At 70.1% G+C, this 23,654-nt stretch carries 24 protein-coding genes; 8 read left to right on the top strand and 16 right to left on the bottom strand.

Features of this window, described 5'->3' with window-relative positions; all coding sequences use genetic code 11:
- Nucleotides 1-34 precede the first annotated feature (34 nt).
- Genes EAH86_RS05730 through glgC form a run of 4 tightly spaced genes read right to left on the bottom strand, consistent with a single transcriptional unit; the run spans nucleotide 35 to nucleotide 4,235 of the window.
- Entirely contained in the window at nucleotides 35-904 is an 870-nt protein-coding gene (locus EAH86_RS05730; protein WP_140737693.1) for a cyanophycinase, read from the bottom strand.
- Nucleotides 905-920: 16 nt separating this feature from the next.
- Nucleotides 921-2,144, bottom strand: a complete 1,224-nt coding sequence (gene serB / locus EAH86_RS05735) for a phosphoserine phosphatase SerB (RefSeq protein WP_140737694.1) — start codon at nucleotides 2,142-2,144, stop codon at nucleotides 921-923.
- A 22-nt stretch (nucleotides 2,145-2,166) separates the two neighbouring features.
- Nucleotides 2,167-2,985 carry an LLM class F420-dependent oxidoreductase gene (locus EAH86_RS05740; protein WP_140737695.1) on the bottom strand — a complete coding sequence of 273 codons (819 nt, stop codon included), beginning with the start codon at nucleotides 2,983-2,985 and terminating at the stop codon, nucleotides 2,167-2,169.
- Nucleotides 2,982-4,235 (bottom strand): glucose-1-phosphate adenylyltransferase, encoded by a 1,254-nt coding sequence (gene glgC, locus EAH86_RS05745; RefSeq protein WP_140737696.1) that lies wholly within the window; start codon nucleotides 4,233-4,235, stop codon nucleotides 2,982-2,984. Before glgC ends, EAH86_RS05740 begins: the two co-directional genes overlap by 4 nt.
- A 76-nt stretch (nucleotides 4,236-4,311) precedes the next feature.
- On the opposite strand from glgC, the gene glgA reads away from it, so the two are divergent.
- Complete coding sequence (gene glgA, locus EAH86_RS05750; RefSeq protein ID WP_140737697.1) at nucleotides 4,312-5,520, top strand: glycogen synthase; 1,209 nt, start codon at nucleotides 4,312-4,314, stop codon at nucleotides 5,518-5,520.
- Nucleotides 5,521-5,554: 34 nt separating this feature from the next.
- Here glgA and EAH86_RS05755 read toward each other — a convergent pair whose 3' ends face one another.
- Together EAH86_RS05755 and EAH86_RS05760 are read right to left on the bottom strand one after the other, a co-directional pair.
- Nucleotides 5,555-7,264 (bottom strand): FAD-dependent oxidoreductase, encoded by a 1,710-nt coding sequence (locus EAH86_RS05755; protein ID WP_140737698.1) that lies wholly within the window; start codon nucleotides 7,262-7,264, stop codon nucleotides 5,555-5,557.
- 41 nt (nucleotides 7,265-7,305) lie between these two features.
- Nucleotides 7,306-8,073 carry a hypothetical protein gene (locus EAH86_RS05760; RefSeq protein WP_140737699.1) on the bottom strand — a complete coding sequence of 256 codons (768 nt, stop codon included), beginning with the start codon at nucleotides 8,071-8,073 and terminating at the stop codon, nucleotides 7,306-7,308.
- Between the two features lie 65 nt (nucleotides 8,074-8,138).
- On the opposite strand from EAH86_RS05760, the gene EAH86_RS05765 reads away from it, so the two are divergent.
- The 6 genes from EAH86_RS05765 to EAH86_RS05790 all read left to right on the top strand — a co-directional run bounded on the left by EAH86_RS05765 (nucleotide 8,139) and on the right by EAH86_RS05790 (nucleotide 13,089).
- Nucleotides 8,139-8,957 (top strand): ABC transporter ATP-binding protein, encoded by an 819-nt coding sequence (locus EAH86_RS05765; RefSeq protein WP_140737700.1) that lies wholly within the window; start codon nucleotides 8,139-8,141, stop codon nucleotides 8,955-8,957.
- A 31-nt stretch (nucleotides 8,958-8,988) separates the two neighbouring features.
- Entirely contained in the window at nucleotides 8,989-9,456 is a 468-nt protein-coding gene (locus EAH86_RS05770) for an NfeD family protein (protein ID WP_140737701.1), read from the top strand.
- 11 nt (nucleotides 9,457-9,467) lie between these two features.
- Nucleotides 9,468-10,646: an SPFH domain-containing protein gene (locus EAH86_RS05775; protein ID WP_241668275.1), complete on the top strand. Its 1,179-nt coding sequence runs from the start codon at nucleotides 9,468-9,470 to the stop codon at nucleotides 10,644-10,646.
- 92 nt (nucleotides 10,647-10,738) lie between these two features.
- Complete coding sequence (locus tag EAH86_RS05780) at nucleotides 10,739-11,524, top strand: sulfite exporter TauE/SafE family protein (RefSeq protein ID WP_140737703.1); 786 nt, start codon at nucleotides 10,739-10,741, stop codon at nucleotides 11,522-11,524.
- 13 nt (nucleotides 11,525-11,537) lie between these two features.
- Nucleotides 11,538-12,257 carry a TSUP family transporter gene (locus tag EAH86_RS05785; RefSeq protein WP_161988576.1) on the top strand — a complete coding sequence of 240 codons (720 nt, stop codon included), beginning with the start codon at nucleotides 11,538-11,540 and terminating at the stop codon, nucleotides 12,255-12,257.
- A 10-nt stretch (nucleotides 12,258-12,267) separates the two neighbouring features.
- On the top strand, nucleotides 12,268-13,089 hold the full coding sequence (locus EAH86_RS05790; RefSeq protein WP_140737705.1) for a TrmH family RNA methyltransferase: 822 nt from the start codon (nucleotides 12,268-12,270) through the stop codon (nucleotides 13,087-13,089).
- A 3-nt stretch (nucleotides 13,090-13,092) separates the two neighbouring features.
- On the opposite strand, the gene EAH86_RS05795 is transcribed toward EAH86_RS05790, so the two are convergent.
- The 10 genes from EAH86_RS05795 to ald all read right to left on the bottom strand — a co-directional run bounded on the left by EAH86_RS05795 (nucleotide 13,093) and on the right by ald (nucleotide 22,488).
- A complete protein-coding gene (locus tag EAH86_RS05795; protein ID WP_241668222.1) occupies nucleotides 13,093-14,505 on the bottom strand; it encodes an ABC transporter substrate-binding protein in 1,413 nt (470 codons plus the stop codon).
- A gap of 23 nt (nucleotides 14,506-14,528) precedes the next feature.
- Nucleotides 14,529-15,416, bottom strand: coding sequence for a carbohydrate ABC transporter permease (locus EAH86_RS05800; protein WP_241668223.1), 888 nt, complete (start codon nucleotides 15,414-15,416; stop codon nucleotides 14,529-14,531).
- A complete protein-coding gene (locus tag EAH86_RS05805; RefSeq protein WP_140737706.1) occupies nucleotides 15,413-16,321 on the bottom strand; it encodes a carbohydrate ABC transporter permease in 909 nt (302 codons plus the stop codon). Before EAH86_RS05805 ends, EAH86_RS05800 begins: the two co-directional genes overlap by 4 nt.
- 125 nt (nucleotides 16,322-16,446) lie before the next feature.
- Entirely contained in the window at nucleotides 16,447-16,827 is a 381-nt protein-coding gene (locus tag EAH86_RS05810) for a DUF3037 domain-containing protein (protein WP_140737707.1), read from the bottom strand.
- On the bottom strand, nucleotides 16,824-17,591 hold the full coding sequence (locus EAH86_RS05815) for a HipA family kinase (protein WP_140737708.1): 768 nt from the start codon (nucleotides 17,589-17,591) through the stop codon (nucleotides 16,824-16,826). The genes EAH86_RS05810 and EAH86_RS05815 overlap by 4 nt, the downstream gene beginning before the upstream one ends.
- A 57-nt stretch (nucleotides 17,592-17,648) precedes the next feature.
- Entirely contained in the window at nucleotides 17,649-18,863 is a 1,215-nt protein-coding gene (locus tag EAH86_RS05820; RefSeq protein ID WP_140737709.1) for an MFS transporter, read from the bottom strand.
- A gap of 54 nt (nucleotides 18,864-18,917) precedes the next feature.
- Entirely contained in the window at nucleotides 18,918-19,388 is a 471-nt protein-coding gene (locus EAH86_RS05825; RefSeq protein WP_140737710.1) for a MarR family winged helix-turn-helix transcriptional regulator, read from the bottom strand.
- Between the two features lie 57 nt (nucleotides 19,389-19,445).
- Nucleotides 19,446-19,634, bottom strand: coding sequence for a hypothetical protein (locus EAH86_RS20615; protein WP_140737711.1), 189 nt, complete (start codon nucleotides 19,632-19,634; stop codon nucleotides 19,446-19,448).
- Between the two features lie 119 nt (nucleotides 19,635-19,753).
- On the bottom strand, nucleotides 19,754-21,286 hold the full coding sequence (locus EAH86_RS05835; RefSeq protein WP_140737712.1) for an ATP-dependent DNA ligase: 1,533 nt from the start codon (nucleotides 21,284-21,286) through the stop codon (nucleotides 19,754-19,756).
- A gap of 80 nt (nucleotides 21,287-21,366) precedes the next feature.
- Complete coding sequence (gene ald, locus EAH86_RS05840) at nucleotides 21,367-22,488, bottom strand: alanine dehydrogenase (RefSeq protein WP_140737713.1); 1,122 nt, start codon at nucleotides 22,486-22,488, stop codon at nucleotides 21,367-21,369.
- A gap of 199 nt (nucleotides 22,489-22,687) precedes the next feature.
- Here ald and EAH86_RS05845 point away from each other — a divergent pair, with 199 nt between their 5' ends.
- A complete protein-coding gene (locus tag EAH86_RS05845; protein ID WP_140737714.1) occupies nucleotides 22,688-23,650 on the top strand; it encodes a sensor histidine kinase in 963 nt (320 codons plus the stop codon).
- Nucleotides 23,651-23,654 lie beyond the last annotated feature (4 nt).

Here is a 23,654-nt window from a genome sequence, read left to right on the forward strand (position 1 = left end):
TCTCCTTGCGGGTCGGGCAGTGCGAGGCGGTGGGTCAGGCCTTGGCCGTCGCGAGAGCCACCGCGACATCGGGGTGCTTCTCGACGAAGTCGACGAGGCGAACCTCGGAGAGGTCGAAGGTAGCGCCTGCGGGGAGTGAGTGCACCACCGCGCCGGACACCATCAGGGGGGCACCGCGCCGGGCGTCCGGGGCGTCGGTCTCCGCGGCCCGGCAGTCCAGGACGAACGCCACTCCGCTGCCGTGCACGGTGAAGAAGCGCCGGTCACGCACCTCGATGGCGGTGTCCTCGTCGATGCCCACGCCGATCAGGTTGGGCGAGGCGGCCACCATGGCCATCAGCCGCCCGTAGCGGGACCGCTGGGCGAAGTGCTGGTCGATGATGACGCCGTCGATCAGGCCCAGCCCCGCGGTCAGCTGGCCGTAGCGCTGGCGGGGAGTGACGCCCTCCTCGCCCATCGAGATCATGAACTGGCTCATGATCGAGGCGCCTGCCGAGGTGCCGCCGATGACGGTGCCACGGTCGTGGGCCCGGGCAAGGGCGTCGCCGAGCGGGGTGCCGGGGAACCGCTGGCTCAGCTTGAGCTGGCTGCCGCCGCTCATGAAGATGCCGGTCGCCTGGTCGAGCAGGGCGACCAGCTCCTCGTCGTGGGCGGACACCCGGTTGGGCGGGCTCACGACCTCGATGTCCGGCGCACCCAGACGGGTGAACACGTCGCGGTAGGACGCGACCACCTCGTCCTCGAAGGACGACGCCGTGGGGATCAGCACGATCCGAGACCGCCGGCCCCCAGCGAGGCGAACGAACCGGCGCAGCACCGTCGCCTTGCCCACCCGGTCCTCTGCTCCGCCGATGATGAACAGCGTGGGAACTTTGCGAACCTTGCGGCCCTGCGTACTTGCCATTGGGTCAGCCTAGGAGTCAGGGGGTGGGGATCGGCGGAGCGGGGGTCGGCGTGCCGTCCGCCTCGTCCGCCTCCTCGATCTCCTCACGGGTGATCCCGAGCAGGTAGAGCACCGCATCGAGGTAGGGCACGTTCACGGCGGTGTCGGCCTGCTCGCGCACCACCGGCTTGGCGTTGAAGGCCACCCCCAGCCCGGCCGTCTGCAGCATGTCGAGGTCGTTGGCACCGTCGCCGATGGCGACAGTGCGCGAGAGGGGGAGTCCGGCCTCGGCGGCAAAGCGGCGCAGCGCCTCCGCCTTGCCGGCCCGGTCCACGATGTCCCCGACCAGGCGCCCGGTGAGTATGCCGTCGCGCACCTCGAGCCGGTTGGCGTGGGCGTGGTCGATCCCCAGCTCGCGGGCGAGGTCCTCGACGATCTCGATGAATCCGCCCGACACGATGGCCACCGTGAACCCGAGTCGCTTGAGGGTGCGGACCAGGGTGCGGGCACCGGGGGTGAACTGCACGGCGGCCCGGACGTCGTCCAGCACGCTGACCGGCAGTCCCTCCAGGGCGGCCACCCGTTCGCGCAGGCTGTCGGCGAAGTCGAGCTCGCCACGCATGGCAGCGGCCGTGACCGCCGCGACCTCGGCCTCGCGACCGGCATGACTGGCAAGCAGCTCGATGACCTCGTCCTGGATCAGTGTGGAGTCGACATCCATGACGACGAGCCGGCGGCCACGCCGGGCCAGCCCACCGGCCGCGACGGCGATGTCGAGGCCGTGCACGCTTGACTCGAGGGCCAGCTCCCGTCGGAGCCGGTCGATGTCCGCACCGGACACGTCGAACTCGACGGTCGTCACCGGGTAGCGCGACAGCCGGCGGATGCGGTCGATGTTGGCGCCGTGCGAGGCGATCCGCGCGGTGATGGCCGCGACCCCGCTCGCGCGCAGAGGTGCACCCAGCACCACCACGGCGGCACGGCCACTTCGTCGGTGGGCGCTGTCACCGGTGCCGACCTTGATCTTGACCTTGAGGTCGAGGTCGCGACCGACCGAGCTCAGGACCCCGCGCAGCCGTTGGTCGGCGTCCCCGGCAGAGAGCAGCATGGCGAGCGTGAGGTGGCCGCGGACCACCACCTGCTCGAGGTCGAGGACCTCCGCCCCGACATCGGCGATGGCGTTGAAGAAGGTGCTGGTGACGCCGGGCCGGTCCTCACCTGAGATGGTCACCAGCAGGGTCTGCGCGGTCACGTCGGGCACCGCGCCAGACTATCGACGGCGATCAGCCGTCCCCGCGCGAGTCTCGCCATGCGACCAGGTCGCGGATCGGGCCGAGGTCGTACCTGGGGCCACCGATCCCGACGGTGAACAGCCGCGTGCCCACGGCATACAGGGCCTCGGCACCCGCCGCGTAGTCGGCGACGTCCTCGGGCAGCCGTCCCGGCTTGGGTGAGACGCCCGACGAGCGCTCGATCTCCGCGGGGTCACGCCCGACCTTGGCGCACCACTCGTCGAGGACGGCGTGCTTGTGGGCGATCGTCTCGGCCCGGCCGAAGCCGTGCCAGATGGTCGCGTGCTCGGCCACGATCTTGAGCGTCTTGCGTTCGCCACCACCGCCGATGAGGACGGGGATGTCGCGGGTCGGAGCCGGGTTGAGCTCGGCCCACCGTTCCTTGATGAGCGGCAGGTCACGGGCGAGGTTGTTGAGCCGACCGCCGGCCGACCCGAACTCGTACCCGTACTCGTCGTAGTCCTTCTCGAACCAGCCCGAGCCGATGCCGAGGATGAGCCGGCCGCCGCTGATGTGGTCCACGGTGCGGGCCATGTCGGCGAGCAGCTGGGGGTTGCGATAGCTGTTGCAGGTGACCAGCGCACCGATCTCGACCCGCTCGGTGGCCTCGGCCCAGGCGCCGAGCATCGTCCAGCACTCGAAGTGCGCGCCCTGGGGCTCGCCGTACAAGGGGTAGAAGTGGTCCCAGTTGAAGACGACGTCGACGCCGATCTCCTCGGCCTCCGCAGCGGCGCGACGGATCGCGGCATACCCCGCGTGCTGCGGCTGGAGCTGGACACCTATCCGGATGGGGCGGCTGGCGTCCGTCATGCGGTGACTTCCTGGAACTTGGCGATGACGGTGAGCCCGGACTCGGTGACCATGAACCCGCGTGCCCGGTCCTTGGCGGGGTCGACCCCGATGGTGGTGTTCTCGGGCACGACGACGCCCTTGTCGATGATGGCCCGCTTGATGACGCAGCCACGGCCGACCTCGACACCGTCGAGCAGCACGCTGTCGTCGATCGTGGTGCCGCTGTGGATGTGGCAGCGCGGGGACAGCACCGAGTTGGTCACCGTGGCGCCGGAGATGACGACACCGGGGGAGACCGCGGAGTTGTGCGCCTCACCGAACTTGCCGGCCGCGCCCTGGACCAGCTTCGCGGGCGCAAGCGGGCCGTAGTCGGTGTAGATGGGCCAGTCGTAGTTGTAGAGGTTGAAGACCGGGTGGATCGACACCAGGTCCATGTGGGCCTCCCAGTAGGAGTCCATCGAGCCGACGTCCCGCCAGTAGGCCTGGTCGCGCTCGGTGGCTCCCGGGATGACGTTGTCCTTGAAGTCGTAGACGTAGCCCTCACCGTTGGTGACGAAGTCGGGCACGATGTCGCCACCCATGTCGTGCTTGCTGCCCTCGCGGTCGTTGTCGCGGGTCACGGCGTCGACGAGGACGTCGGCGTTGAAGACGTAGTTGCCCATCGATGCCAGCACCTCGTCGGGAGAGTCCGGCAGGCCCTTGGCGTCCGTCGGCTTCTCCTTGAACGCCGAGATCTTGCGGCGGTCGTCGTCGTCGACCTCGATCACGCCGAACTGGTCGGCCAGCGAGATGGGCTGGCGGATGGCGGCCACCGTCACGCCGGCGCCGGTCTCGATGTGCTGGGCGACCATCTGCGAGAAGTCCATGCGGTAGACGTGGTCGGCACCGACGACCACGACGATGTCGGGCTTCTCGTCGGTGATCAGGTTGAGGCTCTGGAAGATCGCGTTGGCCGACCCGAGGTACCAGTTCTTGTCCACACGCTGCTGCGCCGGCACCGGGGCGACGTAGTTGCCGAGCATCGTGGACATCCGCCAGGTCTTGGTCACGTGGCGGTCGAGGCTGTGGGACTTGTACTGCGTCAGCACGACGACCTTGAGGTAGCCAGAGTTGACGACGTTGCTCAGCGCGAAGTCGATCAACCGGTAGATGCCTCCGAAGGGCACCGCGGGTTTGGCCCGGTCTGCGGTGAGGGGCATGAGTCGCTTGCCCTCTCCGCCGGCGAGGACGATGGCAAGGACCTTGGTGAGCCCACGTCGATACGGCATGGTCCGACCCTAGGCACTCCGCGCCCTCGCGGCGACCCCTGTCCGCGAACGAGCCGACGCGGCTACGCTCGCCAAGGTGAGAGTCGACATCCTGACCAAGGAGTACCCGCCCAACATCTACGGTGGCGCGGGGGTGCACGTGGCCGAGCTGGTTCGCGCGCTGCGCGATCGTGGCGACATCGACGCGCGGGTGCGTGCGTTCGGCGAGCCGGTGGCCGAAGAGGGCACGACCGGGTATGCCGACCTTCCGGACCTGGGTGCGGCGAACGCGGCCGTCCGGACGATGGGGGTCGACCTGGCGATGGCCGGTGACTGCGTCGGGGCCGACCTAGTCCACTCGCACACCTGGTACGCGAACTTCGGCGGTCACGTCGCCTCGCTGCTCGGGGGGATGCCGCACGTCGTGAGCGCGCACAGCCTGGAGCCGATGCGCCCGTGGAAGGCCGAGCAGCTCGGCGGCGGCTACCGCGTCTCGTCGTTCATGGAGCGGACTGCCTATGAGGCGGCCGACGCCGTCATCGCCGTCAGTGAGGGCATGCGCCAGGACGTGCTGCGCAGCTATCCCTCGATCGACCCCGAGCGGGTCAAGGTGGTCCACAACGGCATCGACTCCCAGCTCTGGGCGCGCCACCGTGACGACGAGACCGTGCGCCGTCACGGCGTCGACCCCGAGGGGAAGTCGGTCATCTTCGTCGGTCGGATCACGCGGCAGAAGGGCCTGCCCTACCTGCTCAAGGCGGCTGCCCTGCTGCCGCCGGACGTCCAGCTGGTGCTGTGCGCCGGTGCCCCGGACACCCCGGAGATCATGGCCGAGGTGACCGCCCTGATGGACGACCTCAAGGCCACCCGCAAGGGCGTCGTGTGGATCCCCGAGATGCTCCCGCGTGGGGAGGTCGTCGCACTCCTCTCTGCGGCAACGGTTTTCGCGTGCCCCTCGATCTACGAACCGCTTGGCATCGTCAACCTCGAGGCGATGGCGTGCGATCTGCCTGTCGTGGCCACCGCGACCGGCGGCATCCCGGAGGTCGTCGTCGACGGCGAGACCGGCTGGCTGGTGCCGATCGACCAGAAACAGGACGGCAGCGGCATACCCCTGGACGCGGACACGTTCATCTCGGACCTCGCTGGCGCTTTGACCGAGGCGGTCAGCGACCCCGCCCGGGCGGACCGGATGGGACTGGCGGGTCGCAAACGGGCCGTCGACTCGTTCTCGTGGGCGACCATCGGGGAGCGGACCAACCAGGTCTATCTCGAAGTGCTGCGCCAGCGGATGCTGAAGGGCTGAGCCGTCGGCGAGACCGTGGGCGGGTGACCCGCTCCTACGAGACGGGGGCCGGGACCAGCTCGTCCTCGGTCGCCGGGGCGAGGTACGCGTGCACGAGCGGGACGACGGACGCTCCTTCGCCGCTGGCTGAGGCAACCCGCTTCATCGATCCTGCGCGGATGTCACCGGCGGCGAAGATCCCGGGCACCGTCGTGGCCAGGTTCGCCGGTGGCACGTCGTCCACCCACTGGTCGCGCGGCACGTCCCGCCCGGTGAGGACGAACTGGTGCTTGTCGCGAGCCAGCTCGGGTGGCAGCCAGTCGCACCGCGGCTCGGCCCCGAGCAGGAGGAACAGCCCTCGGGCCGGGGTGGTCCTGCGCGCTCCGGTGAGGGTGTCCTCGAGCGAGAGCCATTCGAGCTGGCCCTCACCTCCGCCGTCGACCACCTGCGTGCAGGCCAGCACCTCGATCCGTTCGTTGTAGCTGATCTCGTCGATGAGGTACTTCGACATCGTCTCCTCGAGACCCGGCCGCCGGACGACGATCGTCACCGACCGGGCGAACCGCGCGAGGTACAGCGCTGCCTGGCCGGCTGAGTTGCCACCACCGACGACGACGACGTCGTAGCCCTCCATCTCCCGGGCGGCGGTCATGGCTGCGCCGTAGTTGACACCGGCGCCGACCAGGGCCTCGATCGAGGGGACCCCGAGCTTGCGGTAGGCCACGCCGCTGGAGATGAGGACTGACCTGGCCCGGACCTCGCCGCCGTCGGTGCGCAGCACGTGAGGGGTCTGGTCCGTGCCGACTTCCAGGGCGGTCACCTCCCACCCCGTGAAGAACTCGGTCCCGAAGCGGAGCGCCTGGTTGCGGGCGCGCTGCGCCAGCCGCATCCCGGAGATCCCGCGGGGGAAGCCGAGGTAGTTGCGGATCATCGAGCTGGTGCCGGCCTGGCCGCCGATCGCCTCGGCCTCCAGCACGACCACCGACAGCCCTTCGGACGCGCCGTACACGGCAGCGGCGAGACCCGCCGGGCCACCGCCCACGACCGCGAGGTCGACGACGTCCGGGATCTCAAAGCTGGCCGGCCGGCCGTTGATCGCGATCGCCACGTCGCGGACGCTGGTCGCCTGGATCGGTGTCCGGTTCGCGGCGACCACCACGGGCCAGCGCAGGGCCTCCACCCCCAGCTGCTCGCGGATCCCCGCCAGGTAGTCCTGGAGCGCGGGCTCGTCGGGGTGCCAGAACCGGTTCTGCATCCCCATCCGGTCGAGGAAGTCGCGGATCGCCATCGTGAGCGCGTCCTGGGTCGGCGAGATCACCTTGGCGACGACGATCTCGGGCTGCGGGACGGTCGACGTCCACTCAGAGAGAAGGTCGGTGATCGCGTTGTGGAACTCCTCGTCGCGCTTGCCACGCGGCATGAGCAGGTAGGCGTCGTACTTGCCCTTGGCCATGCCGGCCCGCAGGGCAGGGGCATCAGTGAGGAAGTATTCCCAGTGGGCCGCCACGACCCGACGGGCGTTGGCGACCACCAGGCGCCAGCGGTGGAACGCCACGTGGACGCTCTCCACGTCCGGCAGCCGCGAGTCCGTGACGAAGAGCGCCACGTGGTCGCCACGTTCGCGGATCTCGCGGGCGATGGCCTCGGCCTCCGCGCAGGACCCGGCGGTGCGCAGGTCGTAGTCGCGTTGGTACCTGCTCTGGAACTCCTCGAGCAGCATGTCGGCGTGGTTCTCGGACACCAGGATGATTGCGGGCTCCGCCATGTCGTCCGAGTTTAGTTGCCCGCGGCGCCCTCACCCAGTGGTCAGGCCGGTCGCCAGCCCGCGAGGACAGCGCAGGCCGCGTTGGTCGCGTCGGCCAGCGCGCGCTCGGATGCCCGCTGCAGCCGCAACAAGTGCCGGTGCCGCGAGGCTGCTTCGGCCGCGGTCAGCGCTCCGTCGCCGGCGCCCAGCGCGACGTCGACCACCGAGTCGATGGTGCCGGCCAGCGCGATGACGCGGGCCGCTCGGGCGGGCAGCCCGGGTGGCAGACCCCACCGGCCGCCGAGCGCTGCATCGGCCAGCTCGCGGGCCGCGCCGGCACCGAACGGCTGGCCGCCGATCTCGTCGATCGCCTCGGTGGCCGCGCGGATCTCCTCGCGCAGGTGCCGCTCGAGCTGGGAGGCCTCGAGCGCCTCGACCCGGTGGCGCGGCACCGGATCGGCGTCGTATGCCGTCCAGTCCACCCGGGTGCCGACGTCCAGCCCTCCGTCGGTGCCGGAGCCGTAGCTCGAAATGGTGGGGACGAGCAGCCCTCCGAGGGCGGGCACGAAGACACACTCGCCACCTTCGGCGGCGGCGCCCTGGGCATCGACCGAGGCGCCCGGCATACCGACGAGGTCACCGGGAGCCGGGAGGGCAACCAGCAGGGCCTGCTCGCCGAGGTCGTGCCACAGCGTGAGGCGGTCGAGGTCGCCGGCGACGTGGTCGATGTCGGGGAGCGCGCGGGCGATCGCGCTCTCCAGGGGCGACCCGGTTGCCCAGGCATGCGTCGCCCACAGCGAAAGCCGCACGGACGCAGGCAGTTCGGGCATCCCGTCATGCTAAGCCGTCGCGTCGGGGCCCAAGGGCGAGGTCGCGGCAGATAGGGTCCAGTGCCATGAGTGACGTCCTTGAGTTCGCAGGAGTGAGCGTCGTCCGGGGGCAGGCGACCCTGCTCGACGACGTCTCCTGGGAGGTCGAGGAAGGCCAGCGCTGGGTGATCCTCGGACCCAACGGCGCGGGCAAGACCACGCTGCTCCAGCTGGCCGCCGGACGGATGCACCCGACCCGCGGCGTGGCCGGGGTGCTGGGTGAGGTGCTCGGTGCGGTCGACGTGTTCGAGCTGCGGCCGCGCATCGGGCTGGCCTCCGCGGCCCTGGCCGAGCGGATCCCCTCCGACGAGATCGTCCACAACGTCGTCGTCACCGCCTCCTACGGCGTGGTCGGCCGCTGGCGGGAGAGCTACGAGACGTTCGACCACGCACGCGCGTCCGAGCTCCTCGTGGCGCTGGGCGCCGACCACCTGGCCGACCGCACCTACGGGACGTTGTCCGAGGGAGAGCGCAAGCGGGTCCAGATCGCCCGGGCCCTGATGACCGACCCCGAGCTGATGCTGCTCGACGAACCCGCCGCCGGGCTCGACCTGGGTGGCCGCGAGGACCTCGTCCGCCGCCTGGGCGTCCTGGCCGGTGACGTCGAGGCGCCGGCGCTGATCCTCGTCACCCACCACGTCGAGGAGATCCCACCCAACTTCACCGACGTGCTCCTGCTGCGCGAGGGTCGCATCGTCGCCCAGGGGCCGGTGGAGATCACGCTCACCGAGGCCAACCTGTCGGCGACGTTCGGCATGCCGCTCGAGCTGGAGCGTCGAGGGGACCGCTGGACCGCCCGGCTGCGGGTCGGCGGGGGAACGCCAGAGCCTGCTCCTTCGTCCTAGAGTTGCCTGACCACTGAGAGGGAGGGGCGTCATGGACTGGTTCGCTGAGAACCCGTGGCTCGCGTGGCTGGGGTTGGCTCTGATCCTGGCGGCGATCGAGGCCGCCACCGTGGACTTCGTGTTCCTGATGCTGGCCGGCGGCGCTGCCGTCGGAGCCGGGGCCTCCGCGATCGGCGTGGCCTTCCCCGGTCAGGTCATCATCGCGGTCGTCGTCGCCGGACTGCTCTTGCTCCTGGTGCGCCCGATCATCACCAAGAAGCTGATGGTGGCCGAGGCCAGCCACGGCATCGGCGCATCCGGTCTCGTCGGCCGGAGCGGCCGCGTGCTCCAGGCGGTCACCGCGACGGATGGTCGCGTCAAGGTGGGCGGCGAGACCTGGTCCGCGCGCACGCCGCAGGGGAGCGACACATGCCAGCCCGGCCAAGAGGTACGGGTTGTAGCAATCGAGGGGGCCACCGTGATCGTCACAGGCGTCACGGCGGGTCAGAAAACGGAGTAGACGTGGACGGCATTGGAGCAGGCTTCATCGTCCTGCTGATCCTGGTTGGCTTTGCGCTGATCGTGCTCTTCCGCACGGTGCGCATCGTGCCCCAGCAGACAGCACTGATCATCGAACGGCTGGGCCGCTACGCGCGCACCCTCGAGGGCGGCATCCACTTCCTGGTGCCGTTCGTCGACAAGGTGCGGGCCAACGTCGACCTCCGCGAGCAGGTCGTCTCGTTCCCGCCGCAGCCGGTGATCACCTCGGACAACCTGGTCGTCAACATCGACACGGTCATCTACTACTCGGTGATCGACGCGAAGTCGGCCGTCTACGAGATCGCCAACTTCATCCAGGGCATCGAGCAGCTCACGGTGACCACCTTGCGCAACGTCATCGGCTCGCTCGACCTCGAGCAGACGCTGACCAGCCGCGACCAGATCAACGCCCAGCTCCGTGGTGTCCTCGACGAGGCCACCGGCAAGTGGGGCATCCGCGTCAACCGTGTCGAGCTCAAGGCGATCGACCCGCCGCACTCCGTCCAGGAGTCGATGGAGAAGCAGATGAAGGCCGAGCGCGAGCGCCGTGCCCAGATCCTCTACGCCGAGGGCACCAAGCAGTCCGCGATCCTCACTGCCGAGGGTGAGAAGCAGAGCCAGATCCTGCGCGCCGAGGGTTCGGCGCAGGCTCGCATCCTCGAGGCCCAGGGCCAGGCCCGCGCCATCCAGCAGGTCTTCGACGCGATCCACCGTGGCAAGCCCACCCAGAAGCTGCTGGCCTACCAGTACCTCCAGGTGCTCCCGCAGATCGCCCGTGGCGACGCCAACAAGATGTGGATCATCCCGAGCGAGCTCACCGACGCCCTCAAGGGCATCGGCGGGATGCTCGGGCGCGGCGAGGGCGGTGGCCCGTTCAGCGGCGGGACCGACGACGACGAGGGCTGGGTCGACCCCGGCCCGCTCAAGGACGCCTTCGACGAGACCCAGCTCGAGGACCCGATGCAGGCCCTCGCCGAAGCCCGCGGGATGGCCGGCAGGGCGAGCCAGGAGGCTACCGAGCACGCTGCTCCGGTCAAGCGGGTCCAGCCGCAGATGCCCCCGCCGGCTGACGCGGTGCCCGAGTTCGAACCGCCGGTGGCGCCGACGCCTCCCGCGGTCGAGCCGATCCCGCCGGTGGAGACCGACGAGCCCAGGCCTCCGTCCGCCTGACCTGCACCGCACCACCCGGTATGCCGCCCGCTCGCCTGAGCGGGCGGCATACCTGTGTCTGGGGTGGCGTCCGGCGTCGCTAGGGTGACGTGGTGTCCGTCATCGAAGCCCTGGGAATCTTCCTCGCAGGGCTGGCGGCCGGGACTATCAACACGGTCGTCGGGTCGGGCACCCTGATCACCTTCCCGATGCTGCTGTTCTTCGGCTACTCACCGCTCACCGCCAACATGTCGAACAACATCGGGCTGGTCGGTGGCGGAGTGACCGGCTCCTGGGGCTACCGTCACGAGCTCGTCGGCGCCGGGCCGGCGATCCGGCGGCTGATCCCGATGTCCCTGGCCGGCGGCATCACGGGTGCGGTGCTGCTCCGGGTGCTGCCGGCGTCGGCGTTCACGGCCATCGTCCCGGTGCTCATCGCGGTGGGGGTGCTGCTGGTGGTGTTCGGCCCCACCCTGCAGCGCCGAGCCGCGGCCCGACGCGGGGATGACGACGTGCACCCGGTGCACCGCTTCGGGCGGACGACCATCCTGCGGCTCGTCGCCGTGTATGTCGCGGGGATCTACGGCGGCTACTTCGGCGCCGCACAGGGGGTCATCCTCATGGGTGTGCTCAGCGTGCTGAGCTCCGAACCCCTGCAACGACTCAACGGCTACAAGAACGTCCTGGCCCTGGTCGTCAACACGGTGGCTGCGGTCGTCTTCGTGGTCTTCGGTCACCAGCTGATCGACTGGGCGGTCGTCGGCCTCATCGCTGTCGGCTCGCTGCTCGGCGGCGTGGTGGGTTCCACGGTCGGGCGCCGCCTGCCGCCTGCGGTGCTCCGCGGTCTGATCGTGGTCATCGGCGTGGTGGGCATCGTCAAGATCGTCTGGTTCAGCTGATGGCCCGATGCTGATGGACTGGACCACCGTCCTGCTGCTCGGGTTTGCCCTCTTCGCCGGCGCCTTCGTGCAGTCGTCCATCGGCTTCGGGATGGCCGTCGTCGCGGCGCCGTTCCTCGTGCTCTTCGCACCCGAGCTCATGCCGGGCGCGCTGCTGGTCACGAGCTTCTCGCTTCCCGTCGTCCAGCTCGTGCACGGTCCTCGCGACATCGCCTGGCGGTCGCTGTCGTGGGCGTTGGTCGCCCGCCTGCTGGTGACGCCGCTGGGCGTTGTCGCGGTCGCCGTCCTGTCGGTGCGCGCCATCTCCGTCGTGACGGGGCTGCTGATCCTGCTCACGGTTGTGGCGTCGGTGTCCGCGCTCGAGGTGCGGGCCACGCCGGCGAACTCGGTCGTGGCCGGGGCGATCGCCGGCTTCTCGGGCACCGCGGCCTCGATCGGCGGGCCCTTCTTCGCGCTGGTGCTGCAGCACGAGCGCCCCACCCGGCTGCGAGCCACGCTGTCCGCCTTCTTCCTCGTCGGCGCGGCGATGGCCGTGACCGGCCTGTCGGTGGTGGGCGAGTTCACCCACGAGCACCTGGTGGCCGGGATCGTGTGGATCCCCTTCATGGCCCTCGGGTATGCCGCCGCGGCACCGGCCCGTGCCCGGCTGGACCGTGACCGGTTGCGTCGGGCCGTGCTCGCCTTCTGCGTCGTGGCCAGCGTGAGCGTCATCGTGCGCGCGGTGTGGTTCTAGGCTGCTCGGCGTGCCCATCGCCATCACCAGTGCCGACGACGACCGCCTGACCGACTACGTCTCGCTGACCGACGTCGCGCTGCGACGGCGGACCGAGCCGGAGCGAGGGCTCTACATCGCCGAGTCGGAGAAGGTCATCCGGCGGGCGCTGCAGGCCGGGCACCGACCCCGCAGCTACCTCATGGCCCAGCGGTGGGTCACCGACCTCGCGGACCTCGTCGCCGCGGCCGAGGACGACGGGATCCCTGTCTTCGTCGGCGAGCACGACGTCATCGAGCAGCTCACCGGGTTCCATCTGCACCGGGGTGCGCTGGCCTCGATGCAGCGACCAGTGCTGCCCACCGTGGATGCCCTCGTCGCCGATGCGCGACGGGTCCTGGTCCTCGAGGACATCGTCGACCACACCAACGTCGGGGCGGTCTTCCGGTCGGCCGCGGCGCTCGGCGTCGACGCGGTGCTGGTCACCCCACGCTGCGCGGATCCGTTGTACCGCAGGTCGATCCGCGTCTCCATGGGCACGGTCTTCCAGGTGCCGTGGACCCGCATCGCCCCGTGGCCGGGCGGCATCGCCGACCTCCAGCGCATCGGGTTCACGGTGGCGACGCTCGCACTGGCCGACGACGCGGTGAGCCTCGACGAGCTGGCCGCCAACCCGCCCGGGCGGCTGGCCCTCGTCCTCGGAACGGAGGGGGATGGCCTGTCGCACCACACCCTGGACGCCGCAGACCTCACGGTGACGATCCCGATGGCCGGGGGAGTGGACTCCCTCAACGTGGCTGCGGCGGGCGCAGTGGCCGCGTGGGCCCTGCGCCCGCCGCAGCGGGACCGCTAGGTACTACTTGACGGAGGCGTTGTAGGTCTTGATCTGGGCAGCCACCGCATCGGCTGCCTTGGTCATCGCCGCCTTGGGGTCGGCGCCGTTGAGCGCCGCCTCGAGACCGTCCTCCGAGGCCTTGCGGGCCTGGGGCATGACACCGAGCAGGCAGCCCTGGGTCGCGGTGTTGAGCTCGGTGCCCTCGAGCTGCTTTACCGCGACGTCGAACAACGGGTTTGCCTTGCGGTAGGCCACGTCCACGGGCTGGTTGAGCGCACCCTTGGAGTTGGGGAAGTAGCCGGTGCCGGTGTGCCACTTGGCCTGGGTGGCGGGCTCGGCGAGGTACTTCACGAACTGCCAGGACGCTTCCTTGTTGGCGTCCTTGTGCCCGACGCCGTTCACCCAGAGCGAGGCGCCGCCGATGATCGGGCCGCCCGTCTGGCCGGCAGCCACGTGCGGGTAGTTCACCGCGCCGACCTCCCAGCCGCCCTGCTTGGCCGCGTCGCTGTAGCCGCTCAGCTGGCCGGTGGACTCAAGGTTCATCGCGAGCTGGCCGGACTTGAAGGCGGCCTGGGCGGCCTTGGTGTCACGCCCGGTGTTGGCTGCGAGACCGTCCTTGACCATCTTCTGCCACCACTGCACGACCTCCAGGTTCACGCCCTCGGCGAAGTTGACGCCCGCGGCGCGCCCCGTGCGGCCGTTTGCCTGGTCGCAGTACTCGGCTCCGCTGGTAGCCATGAACTGCTCGAGGAGCCAGCCGTAGATCGCGGCGCCGAAGCCGTAGTCCGCCGGGCCCCCGTTCTTCTTCGAGAGCTTCTCCGCGGCGGTGCGCACCTCGGCGAGCGTGGTCGGGGGCTTGTCCGGGTCGAGACCGGCCTTCTTGAACATCGTCTTGTTGATGTACAGCAACGGCATCGAGGTGTTGAACGGCATCGAGTTGAGCTTCTTGTCGATGCTGTAGTAGCCCGCGATGTTGGGCTGGAGGTCCGACACGTCGACCTTGTCGCGGTCGATGAACGACTGCATGGGGACGGTCTGCTTGGCGTCGATCATGAACTGGGTGCCGATGTCGTAGACCTGGATCACGTCGGGCGTCGACTTGCTCTGGATCGCGGCCTTGTACTTGGTGATCGCGTCGTCGTACTTGCCGGCGTAGGTCGACTTCACCTCGATCTTGCCCTTGTGCGCGGCGTTGAAGTCACTCACCAGCTGGTTGAGCACCTCGGCGTTCTTGCCGTCCATGGCGTGCCAGAACGACACGGTGGTGACCCCCTTGGCGCTCTTGAGCGCGTCCGCCGAGGGGGCTGCCGCGCCGTCGGAGGACGAGGCGCCCCCGCCGCCGCCACAGGCGGCGAGCACGAGGGAGCCCGCCACGATGCCCGCGGGCACGGCATACCTCATCCTGCTCCGGCGGGTGGTGCTGGTAGATCTCATCACGTCGTGCACTCCTTTGCGCATTACTTGACGGCACCCGCGGTGAGCCCGCGGACGATGAATCGCTGCCCGAAGATGACGAGCAGGAGGGTGGGGAAGAGGGCGAGCATCACGCCGGCGAGGACCATGCCGGGGGAGTCCCCGTCGGAGGACTGCAGCTGGCTGATCCCGATCTGGATCGTCTGGTGCTTCGGGTCCTCCGTGGCGAGCAGCGGCCAGAAGTACATGTTCCAGGCGGACAAGGCCGACCAGATCCCCAGAGCAGCCAGGCTCGGACGGCTGAGCGGCACGAGGATCGAGAAGAGGAAGCGGAAGTGGCCCGCCCCGTCGACGCGGGCGGCGTCGCGCAGCTCGGTCGGGAAGGACAGGAAGGACTGGCGCAGCAGGAACGTGCCGAAGCCGGTCGCGAGGAACGGCAGGGTGAGCCCGGCGATGGTGTCCTTGAGCCCCCAGGTCGAGATGAGCAGGTAGTTCGGGATGATGATGGACTCGAACGGGATCATCATCGTCGACAGGAACACTGCGAACCAGAACCCGCGCCAGCGCAACGGCAGGAAGACGAACGCGTAGGCGGCGAGCACGCTGGTGACGAGCTGGCCGACCATGATCCCCAGGGTCTGCAGCACGCTGGTGAGGTACTGGTTGCCCAGCGGGATGATGTCGAGCGCGTCCCCGTAGTTCTCCGGGTGCAGCCCGTGGACCGGCCACAGCGCCGGCGGAAAGCTGTTGGTGTCGCGCTCGCCCATGAGCGAGCCGACCAGCCCGTAGTAGACCGGGAACAGCACGATGACGAACAGCACGCCGAGGATCAGGTAGCTGCCCAGGTTGCGACGGGACCGCCTGGGTCGCTTGGGTGGCGGCGAGGCCTCTTGCGGCTCGGTCGACGTGGACGTGTCGAGGGTGGAGGTCACCGGTAGAACACCCGCCGTTCCAGGACCCCGAACTGCAGGGCCGTGATGATCAGGACGATGAGGAGCAGGACCATGGCCTGTGCCGAGGCGTACCCGTAGTTGGAGTTGTTGTTGGCGAAGGCCTGCTCGTAGATCGAGTAGACGAGGGTCGTGGTGCGCCCCTCGGGGCCGCCGACGGTGAGGATCTTGATCTGGCCGAAGCTCTGCAGCGAGTGGATGGTGCCCACGACGACCAGGAAGAAGAGCTGCGGCGTGATCAGCGGCATGATGATCGACCGTTGCAGCCGGAAGCCGGACGCCCCGTCGAGCCGAGCGGCCTCGAGGACGTCGTCGGGCAGTGCCCCGAGACCGGCCGAGATGACCAGCAGGTTGTAGCCGATCTGCATCCAGACGGTCGCGCCGGACACCGACCACAGTGCGAGGTCGGGGTTGGTCAGCCAGGCCACCTTGCCGACCCCGAAGTGCGACAGGATGCCGTTGAGGACGCCGGACGCTGGGTTGAACAGCACCCCGAAGATGACCGAGGCCGTAGCAACCGAGAAGGCGAACGGCAGGGCGAACGCGGTGCGGAAGAACCGCACCCCGCGGATCCGCCCGTGCAGGATCAGCGCGATGAACAGTGCGATCGCGATGCTCGGCAGCACCGTGAGGATCGTGAACGCGAAGGTCACCCACAGGACGGTGAGGAACTCCGGGTCGGTGAAGAGCGTGCCGTAGTTGACGAAACCGACGTAGCCACTGGGGTTGCCCAGGATGTCGGTGCCCTGGACTGACAGGAGCATCGACTTCACCAGCGGCCAGAAGATGAAGACGCCGAACACGACCAGGGCCGGCAGGAGATAGACCAGCGCGGCCCATGCCCCCTTGCGCCTGGCCGTCCCAGCAACAGCGGTGGGGACGGTCATTCCGTGACCCTATAACCCGTTATGCCTGATCAGGCACCTATGTCGGCCGTGTCGGCTTTGTGTGGAGGCGGGTCGAGAGGGGCCAACAGGCTGCGACCAGCCCCTTCCGCCGCCTGTCCCAGGGGTCAGTCGACCAGGCGCTGCAGGAGGTCGCGCAGCTCGGCTGCCGGGTCGGTCGTGAGGCCCCCGTGCACGGGCCCGGGCTGGACCACGGTGCTGCGCGGCGCGCTCAGCCAGCCGAACCTGCGCCCGAGCCCGCCCAGGGTGGGCAGGCCGTCGCCGGTGACCCCGCGGCATACCTGGCAGATGGTCTCGAGCGCCGCGTCGACGTCGTCGACGTCCACCTGGGGGGCGAACGAGCGCAGCCGCTCGGCATCGACTCGGTAGGCCGCCTCGAGGAAGTCGGCACCCTGGCTGTAGAGCACCAGCCCGACGTTGAGGAACTCCTCCCGGTCCACGCGGGGGACGCACCGGAGCACGACGTACTGGTAGCCGTGGCGCGTCATGACGGGTTCCCGGGGAGCCAGGCCGACGGGTTCGCCACGCGCGCGAGGAGGTGCTCGACGTATGCCGTGCGGACGGCGTCGGGGGTCTCCAGACCCGGTGCCTGCTCGAGCCAGCCGTCGGGCACGGCCGCGACCACGGGGGCGAGCAGCTCGGCGGTGATCGCGGGGGAGAGGCGGTCGTGGGCTGCGGCCGGGCTGGAGGCGACGTCACGCAGGACGTGGGTGCTGGCGTCGAAGGGCTGGGTCGCGAACCGGTGGGCGTCGGCGCCTCGCCCCGGCCAACCATGGTGGAAGTAGAGCGCTGCGCCGTGGTCGATGAGCCACGGGTTACGGTGCCAGACAAGAAGATTGGGGTTGCTCCACGTGCGGTCGACGTTGGCGGTGAACGCGTCGAGCCAGAGGATCTCGGCTGCCGTGGTCGACGTCGGCGGCCGTGACCCGTCGTAGCCGAACGAGCCGGGGAGGAAGTCGACCCCGAGGTTGAGGCCCAGGCTCGCGGTGAGCAGGTCCTGCACCTCCTCGTCGGCCTCGTACTTGGCGATGGGTGCCTGCAGGTCGACGACCGTCATCCGCGGCACGTCGAGGCCGAGCGCTCGGGCCAGCTCGCCCACGATGACCTCGGCGACGAGGACCTTGAGGCCCTGGCCGGCTCCGCGGAACTTCACGACGTAGGTGCCGAGGTCGTCCGCCTCGACGATGCCGGGCAGCGACCCCCCCTCCTTGAGGGGGGTGACGTAGCGCGTCGCGGTGACCTGGTCGAGCACGACGCCCAGCCTAGGGTGCTGGACGTCGTGCCCGAGTCAGGTGGCGGTCAGGCACCGTCAGGCGTCGCCGACCGTGAGCGCCGCAGCCTCGAGAGGACGGTCCTGCTCGACCGTGTCGGCGGCGTGCTCCACGTCGACGGCGTTGATCTCGCGCCGTGCCGTGAGCAGGACCAGGACGCCGAGGACGACCGCACCGGAGCCAACCCAGAAGGGCACATGGATCGAACGCTCGCCGAGCTTGCCGGCCAGCCACGGGGCGACGGCGCCACCGCCGAACCGGACGAAGCTGTAGGCCGCCGAGGCCACCCCGCGCTCGACCGGCGAGACCTTCATGACGGTCTCGGTGATGAGGGTGTTGTTGATGCCGAGGAGCGCGCCCGCGAGGATCACACCGACCACCAGGACCGGCTTGTGCTCGGTGCCGATCGCCATCGCCGCGAGGATGGCGGCGAAGCCGAGCAGGGCGCCGACCACTCCCGGAAGGGTGCCGAACCGCCGCTGCAGGCGCGGGGCCACCACCACCGAGGTGAAGGCGAGCAGCAGGCCCCAGCCGAAGAAGATCAGACCCACCTGGTGAGCGCCCATCCCGAGTGGGAACGGGGTGAAGGCCAGCAACGTGAAGAAGCCGAAGTTGTAGAGCAGTGCCGTGAGTCCGACGGTGAGCAGGCCGCGGTGCGACAGGGCGCGCAGCGGCGCGCTGATGCTGCTCCGCTGTCCGGTCGGTGGGGTGGCGGGCAGCGTCGTGATGATCGCGACGAGGGCCACGGCCATGAGGGCCGAGACGCCCCAGAAGGGCCAGCGCCACGAGTGGCCGCCGAGCCAGCCACCGAGCAGCGGACCGGTCGCGATGCCGACACCCAGCGCGGCCTCGTAGAGGATGATCGCCTGGCCGACCGAGCCGCGCGCCGCGCTCACGATGGTTGCGAGCGCGGTGGCGATGAACAGCGCGTTGCCGAGGCCCCAGACCGCCCGGAACGCGACGATCCCGCCGATCGAGTCCTGCGCGCCGGCCAGCCCGGCACCGATGATGATGACGACCAGCCCGAGCAGCAAGGTGCGCTTGGCGCCCGCACGGCTGGACACCCAGCCCGTCACGAGCATCGCCACTCCCATCACGGCCATGTAGCTCGTGAACAGCAGCGACACCTGCGAGGCGCTGGCCCCGAGGTCGTCGGCGATGGGCTTGAGGATCGGGTCGACCAGACCGATGCCCATGAAGGCGATGACACAGGCGAAGGCGACGGACCAGACGGTTTTGGGTTGGCGCCACATGGTGGGACTCAGGCTTCTCTCTGCTGGGGTTTCGGGGTCGGGTGTTCGCAGGTGCTAGCGGGTATGCCGCGCGCCCGCGTCGGCGACGGTGTCGGCGGCGGCGGCGGCGCGGACAAGCAGGTCGTCGAGGGCGTCGACGGCGTCCTGCAGCCGTGCGACGGCGGCTGCATCGAGCTGGTCGAAGGCGGGGGAGAGGGCCTGGAGGCGGGCCCGCCGAACGCGGCCGAGTGCGGCCCGGCCCGCCGTCGTGAGCGAGATGAGGCTGGCGCGGGCGTCGGCAGGGTCGACGATGCGTTCGGCCCAGCCCTCGGCCTCCAAGCGCTGGAGCTGGGTGCTCATCGTCGGCTGGCTGCAGTGGTCGGCGGCGGCGAGCGAGCTGATGCGCGAAGGTCCGAGCTCTTCGATGAGGGCCAGCAGCCGCGCCTGGGCCATCGGCACGTCGAACGAGGCATTGCGCGATGCCCACCGGGTGAGGCGGGCGGCCGACCGCAGCACGCTGTTGCCGAGCTCGTCGCGGTTGGTCATGTCCCTAGATTACATAGGCAGCCTATGTAATGCCAACCCGACGCGACCGTGCCCCGGTCAGGGAGCCAGGCAGGTGGCGTGGTTCAGGGCCGCAATGACGGCCTGACGCCAGCTCAGCGCCGAGGCGGCGGTCCGGCAGGACGCACCGCCGCAGTCGCACTGCCAGCGCCACGTGCCCGCGTCGGCGCGGCGCACGTGTGGGTGGTGGTGAGCGGTGTCGCCCCGTCCGGTGTGTCGCGTCCCCATGATGCTGCCCCCTCGGCCGCGCCGCCCCCGTGGCACGTCCTGACCTACAAGAGGACGCAGCCGGCACGGTGATACCTGCCCGGCCGGCGAGGTGTGGCGGGTGGGCGTGGGACGGTTGCTCAGCGCAGGGAGCGCACGGTCTCCACGGTGTCGGCTTCGTCCCCCGTCTTGTCGTCGCGGTAACGCAGCACCCGCGCGAACCGCAGCGCCATCCCACCGGGGTAGCGGGACGAGGTCTGGATGCCGTCGAAGGCGATCTCCACGACCTGCTCGGGACGGACCGTCACGACGTAGCCCTCCGTGCCGTCCACCGCCAGCTCGGTGAACCGCTCGGTCTGCCACGCCAGCATCTCGTCGGTCATCCCCTTGAACGTCTTGCCGAGCATCACGAACCCGCCAGTGTCCGGGTCGCGGGCGCCGAGGTGGATGTTGGAGAGCCACCCCTGACGGCGACCACTGCCCCACTCGATCGCCAGCACCACGAGGTCGAGGGTGTGCCTTGGCTTCACCTTCACCCATCCCGCGCCGCGACGGCCGGCGGCATACGGCGCCGAAGGTGCCTTGACCACGACCCCCTCGTGTCCGTCGCGGACGAGCTGGTCGAAGAAGCCGGTCGCCTCACCCGCGCTCGCGGCAGTGATCCGGGGAACCAGGCTCGCCTCCGGGACGAGGGCAGCCAACCGGTCGAAGCGCTCGGAGGCGGGCAGCCCGAGCAGGTCGTCGCCGTCGACGTGCAGCAGGTCGAAGAAGTACGGCGTGACCGGCACAGCGGCCCTCAGCTTCTCGACCCCGGTGCTGCTCATCGTGCGGGACGCAGTCTGCTGGAAGGGCAGCGGCCGCCCGGCGTCGTCGAGGGCGATGGCCTCGCCGTCGATGACGAGCCTGGTGGCTGGCAGCGCCAGCACCGCCGCCACCACCTCGGGCAGCCGGTCGGTGATGTCGTCGAGCGACCGGGTGAACAGGCGCACGTCGTCACCGTCGCGGTGGGCCTGGAGCCGGATCCCGTCGAGCTTGCCGTCGACGACGACCCCTTGGCTGGCGTCGCCCACCTGTTCCCACGCGGCGTCGATGTCGGGGGCCGACGCAGCCAGCATCGGCCGCACTGGTCGACCCACCTCGAGGCTGATCTCGGCGAGTGCCTCAGTGCCACCGCTGAGCGCCGCGGCGGCCACCGGACCGGCATAGCCGGCCAGCATCACGGCTCGCCGCACCTCGGCCTCGGGGACCTCGGCCGCTGCCGCGATCGCCGCGAGCATCACGCCGTCGAGGGCGCCCTGCCGGACCTGACCGGTCACGAGGGCACGCAGGTAGTCCTGTTCCGGTGCGGTCAGCCGAGCGAAAAGGTCGGACACGGCCGCCGTCCGTGCCGCTGCCGAACCGCTTCCCGCGATCAGCGCGATCTCACCGAGCGCTGCGTGGACCTCGCCGACGGTGGCCGTGGCCTCGGTCGCGGGCGTCGGGAGGGTGGACAGCCCGCGCCAGCTCACCCCGATGCGACGCTGCGGTAGCACCCCCGAGAGGTATGCCGCGACTGTCGCCGCATCGTCGGGTCCGGCCGCGCGCAGCGCGCCGGCCACTGCTGCCGTCTTGGCCAGCCGTGACCGTGTCGCGGTGGCGGCCGTCGAGGCGGCGACGACGTCAGCGAGGAGCACGGTCAGAGGCTAGCCGCGACCGCCGACAACTCGCCGGGGCATTCGGGCGAGTTGTCGGCGACCGGGACGAACGGGTCCGCTCAGGCCTTGCCGAGGATCGTCTGGAGGTCGACGGACTCGAAGCCGTGGGCCTCCGCGACGGGCGCGTAGGTCACCGCCCCGTCGTGGGTGTTGAGGCCCAGCGCGAGCGGCTGGTTGGCGCCGAGGGCGTCCCGCCACCCACGGTTGGCGAGCTGCACGGCATACGGGAGGGTGACGTTGGTGAGGGCGTAGGTGCTGGTGTGGGGCACCGCGCCGGGCATGTTGGCGACGCAGTAGAACACCGAGTTGTGGACCTGGTAGGTCGGGTCGGCGTGGGTGGTGGGCCGGGAGTCCTCGAAGCAGCCGCCCTGGTCGATCGAGATGTCGACGAGCACCGAGCCCGGCTTCATCCGGGAGACCTGCTCGTTCGTCACGAGCTTGGGCGCCTTGGCCCCTGGGACGAGCACCGCGCCGATGACGAGGTCGGCATCGATGACGGCGCGCTCCACCTCGTAGGCGTTGGACGCGACGGTCTGGCAGTGACCCTGGTAGATGGCGTCGGCATGACGCAGCTTGGCGATGTCACGGTCGAGCAGCAGCACCTCGGCCTGCATGCCGAGCGCGATGGCCGCGGCGTTCATGCCGGAGACACCGGCGCCGATGACGACCACCTTCGCGGCATACACACCGCTGACCCCGCCCATGAGAACACCACGGCCGCCCTGGGCGCGCATCAAGGTCTGCGCGCCGACCTGGGGGGCCAGCCGTCCCGCGACCTCGGACATGGGGGCGAGCAACGGCAGCGACCGGTCCGGGAGCTCCACCGTCTCGTAGGCGATGCCGGTCACCTTGCGCTTGACGAGCTCCTCGGTGAGCGGCCGGTCGGCGGCGAGGTGGAGGTAGGTGAACAGGGTCTGGCCCGCACGCATCCGGTGGTACTCCGGCTCGATCGGCTCCTTGACCTTGAGGATGAGGTCGCCGGTGCCCCAGACGTCGTCCGCGGTGTCGAGGATCGTCGCACCCGCGGCCGTGTAGTCCTCGTCGAGGATGGAGGAGCCCACACCGGCGTCCTTCTCCACGAAGACCTCGTGGCCGTGGACGACGAGCTCGTGCACGCCGGACGGGGTGATGGCGACGCGGTACTCGTTGTTCTTGACCTCGCGCGGGATGCCGACCTTCATCAAATCCTCCTGGGTTGCAGTGGTCCTCGAACCATGGCGCAGCCACGCCAGCCTGCCACCCTCCACCCTCGCAGATGGGCGCTGGTGTTGACCCGGTTTCGCGGCTCACCCCGTTTCCCGGACGGGCAGCCATGGGAGGCGTACCCTTTGCACAGGTCCGGGGTGCTACGCCTCGGCCTGCCGCGCGCTCGGAGCTGCCATGGGCATCACCACCTCCTCCCTCCCTGTGGGCCGAGCGCGGGCCGACGACGGTTACGTCCACGACGTCATGCTCTGGACACGTGCGGATGCGTTCGTTCGCGACACGGTCGACTTCGTGCGCGCGGGACTGCTCGCCGACGAGCGGGTCCTGGTCGCCCTGCCTGCTCCGCGGCTGCGTGCGGTGCGCGTGGCGCTCGGCGAAGGGGCCAGGCACGTGTCCTTCGCCGACATGGAGGAGCTCGGCTCCAACCCCGCGCGCATCATCGCGGCGTGGGTGCAGTTCGTGACCGAGTCAGGCGACCGACCCTCCCGCGGGGTCGGGGAACCCCTGTGGGCAGGCCGCACCAGGGTCGAGGTCAAGGAGTGCCAGCTCCACGAGGCCCTGCTCAACGACGCGATCCCCGCGACCGTGCCCCTGTGGCTGCGCTGCCCCTACGAAGTGGGTGCGCTCTCCACCGAGGTGGTCGACGAAGCCCTGAGCTCGCACCCGTGGGTGGCCGAGACCGACGGCACGGCCCGCGCCAACGAGTCCTACGGCGGAGGGGCGCTCGGGGCGGTGGGCTTCGCCACGCCCCTCCCGGAGCCGCCGGCAGCGAGCATCCTGCGGACCATCACGCCCCAGACCTTGCGCACGGTGCGGGACCTGGCGTTGCACGTCGCCCGGGTCTGCGGAGTCGCCGAGGAACGCGCGGCGGACCTGGGACTCGCCCTGCACGAGCTGGGCGTCAACTCCGTCGTGCACGGCCACGGTGGCACCCTCCGGCTGTGGCGCACCCCCGAAGCGCTGGTCTGCGAGGTCACCGACGCGGGCATCGTGGCGGACCCACTCACCGGACGGCTGGCCCCGGACACCGACGAGCCCGACGGTCGTGGGCTGTGGATGGTCAACCAGCTGTGCGACCTGGTCCAGCTGCGTTCCTCGGAGTCGGGAACGACCGTGCGGGTGCACACCTGGCTCTGAGACT

This window comes from Pedococcus bigeumensis, from assembly GCF_006438965.1.
Lineage (GTDB): Bacteria > Actinomycetota > Actinomycetes > Actinomycetales > Dermatophilaceae > Pedococcus > Pedococcus bigeumensis_A.

Bases quoted from the DNA above. Each gene is read 5' to 3' on its own strand.
- EAH86_RS05730 (WP_140737693.1), bottom strand. From the start codon at position 904: ATGGCAAGTACGCAGGGCCGCAAGGTTCGCAAAGTTCCCACGCTGTTC.
- EAH86_RS05740 (WP_140737695.1), bottom strand. From the start codon at position 2,985: ATGACGGACGCCAGCCGCCCCATCCGGATAGGTGTCCAGCTCCAGCCG.
- glgC (WP_140737696.1), bottom strand. From the start codon at position 4,235: ATGCCGTATCGACGTGGGCTCACCAAGGTCCTTGCCATCGTCCTCGCC.
- EAH86_RS05755 (WP_140737698.1), bottom strand. From the start codon at position 7,264: ATGGCGGAGCCCGCAATCATCCTGGTGTCCGAGAACCACGCCGACATG.
- EAH86_RS05760 (WP_140737699.1), bottom strand. From the start codon at position 8,073: ATGCCCGAACTGCCTGCGTCCGTGCGGCTTTCGCTGTGGGCGACGCAT.
- EAH86_RS05765 (WP_140737700.1), top strand. From the start codon at position 8,139: ATGAGTGACGTCCTTGAGTTCGCAGGAGTGAGCGTCGTCCGGGGGCAG.
- EAH86_RS05770 (WP_140737701.1), top strand. From the start codon at position 8,989: ATGGACTGGTTCGCTGAGAACCCGTGGCTCGCGTGGCTGGGGTTGGCT.
- EAH86_RS05785 (WP_161988576.1), top strand. From the start codon at position 11,538: ATGGACTGGACCACCGTCCTGCTGCTCGGGTTTGCCCTCTTCGCCGGC.
- EAH86_RS05795 (WP_241668222.1), bottom strand. From the start codon at position 14,505: ATGAGATCTACCAGCACCACCCGCCGGAGCAGGATGAGGTATGCCGTG.
- EAH86_RS05805 (WP_140737706.1), bottom strand. From the start codon at position 16,321: ATGACCGTCCCCACCGCTGTTGCTGGGACGGCCAGGCGCAAGGGGGCA.
- EAH86_RS05810 (WP_140737707.1), bottom strand. From the start codon at position 16,827: ATGACGCGCCACGGCTACCAGTACGTCGTGCTCCGGTGCGTCCCCCGC.
- EAH86_RS05820 (WP_140737709.1), bottom strand. From the start codon at position 18,863: ATGTGGCGCCAACCCAAAACCGTCTGGTCCGTCGCCTTCGCCTGTGTC.
- EAH86_RS05825 (WP_140737710.1), bottom strand. From the start codon at position 19,388: ATGACCAACCGCGACGAGCTCGGCAACAGCGTGCTGCGGTCGGCCGCC.
- EAH86_RS20615 (WP_140737711.1), bottom strand. From the start codon at position 19,634: ATGGGGACGCGACACACCGGACGGGGCGACACCGCTCACCACCACCCA.
- ald (WP_140737713.1), bottom strand. From the start codon at position 22,488: ATGAAGGTCGGCATCCCGCGCGAGGTCAAGAACAACGAGTACCGCGTC.
- EAH86_RS05845 (WP_140737714.1), top strand. From the start codon at position 22,688: ATGGGCATCACCACCTCCTCCCTCCCTGTGGGCCGAGCGCGGGCCGAC.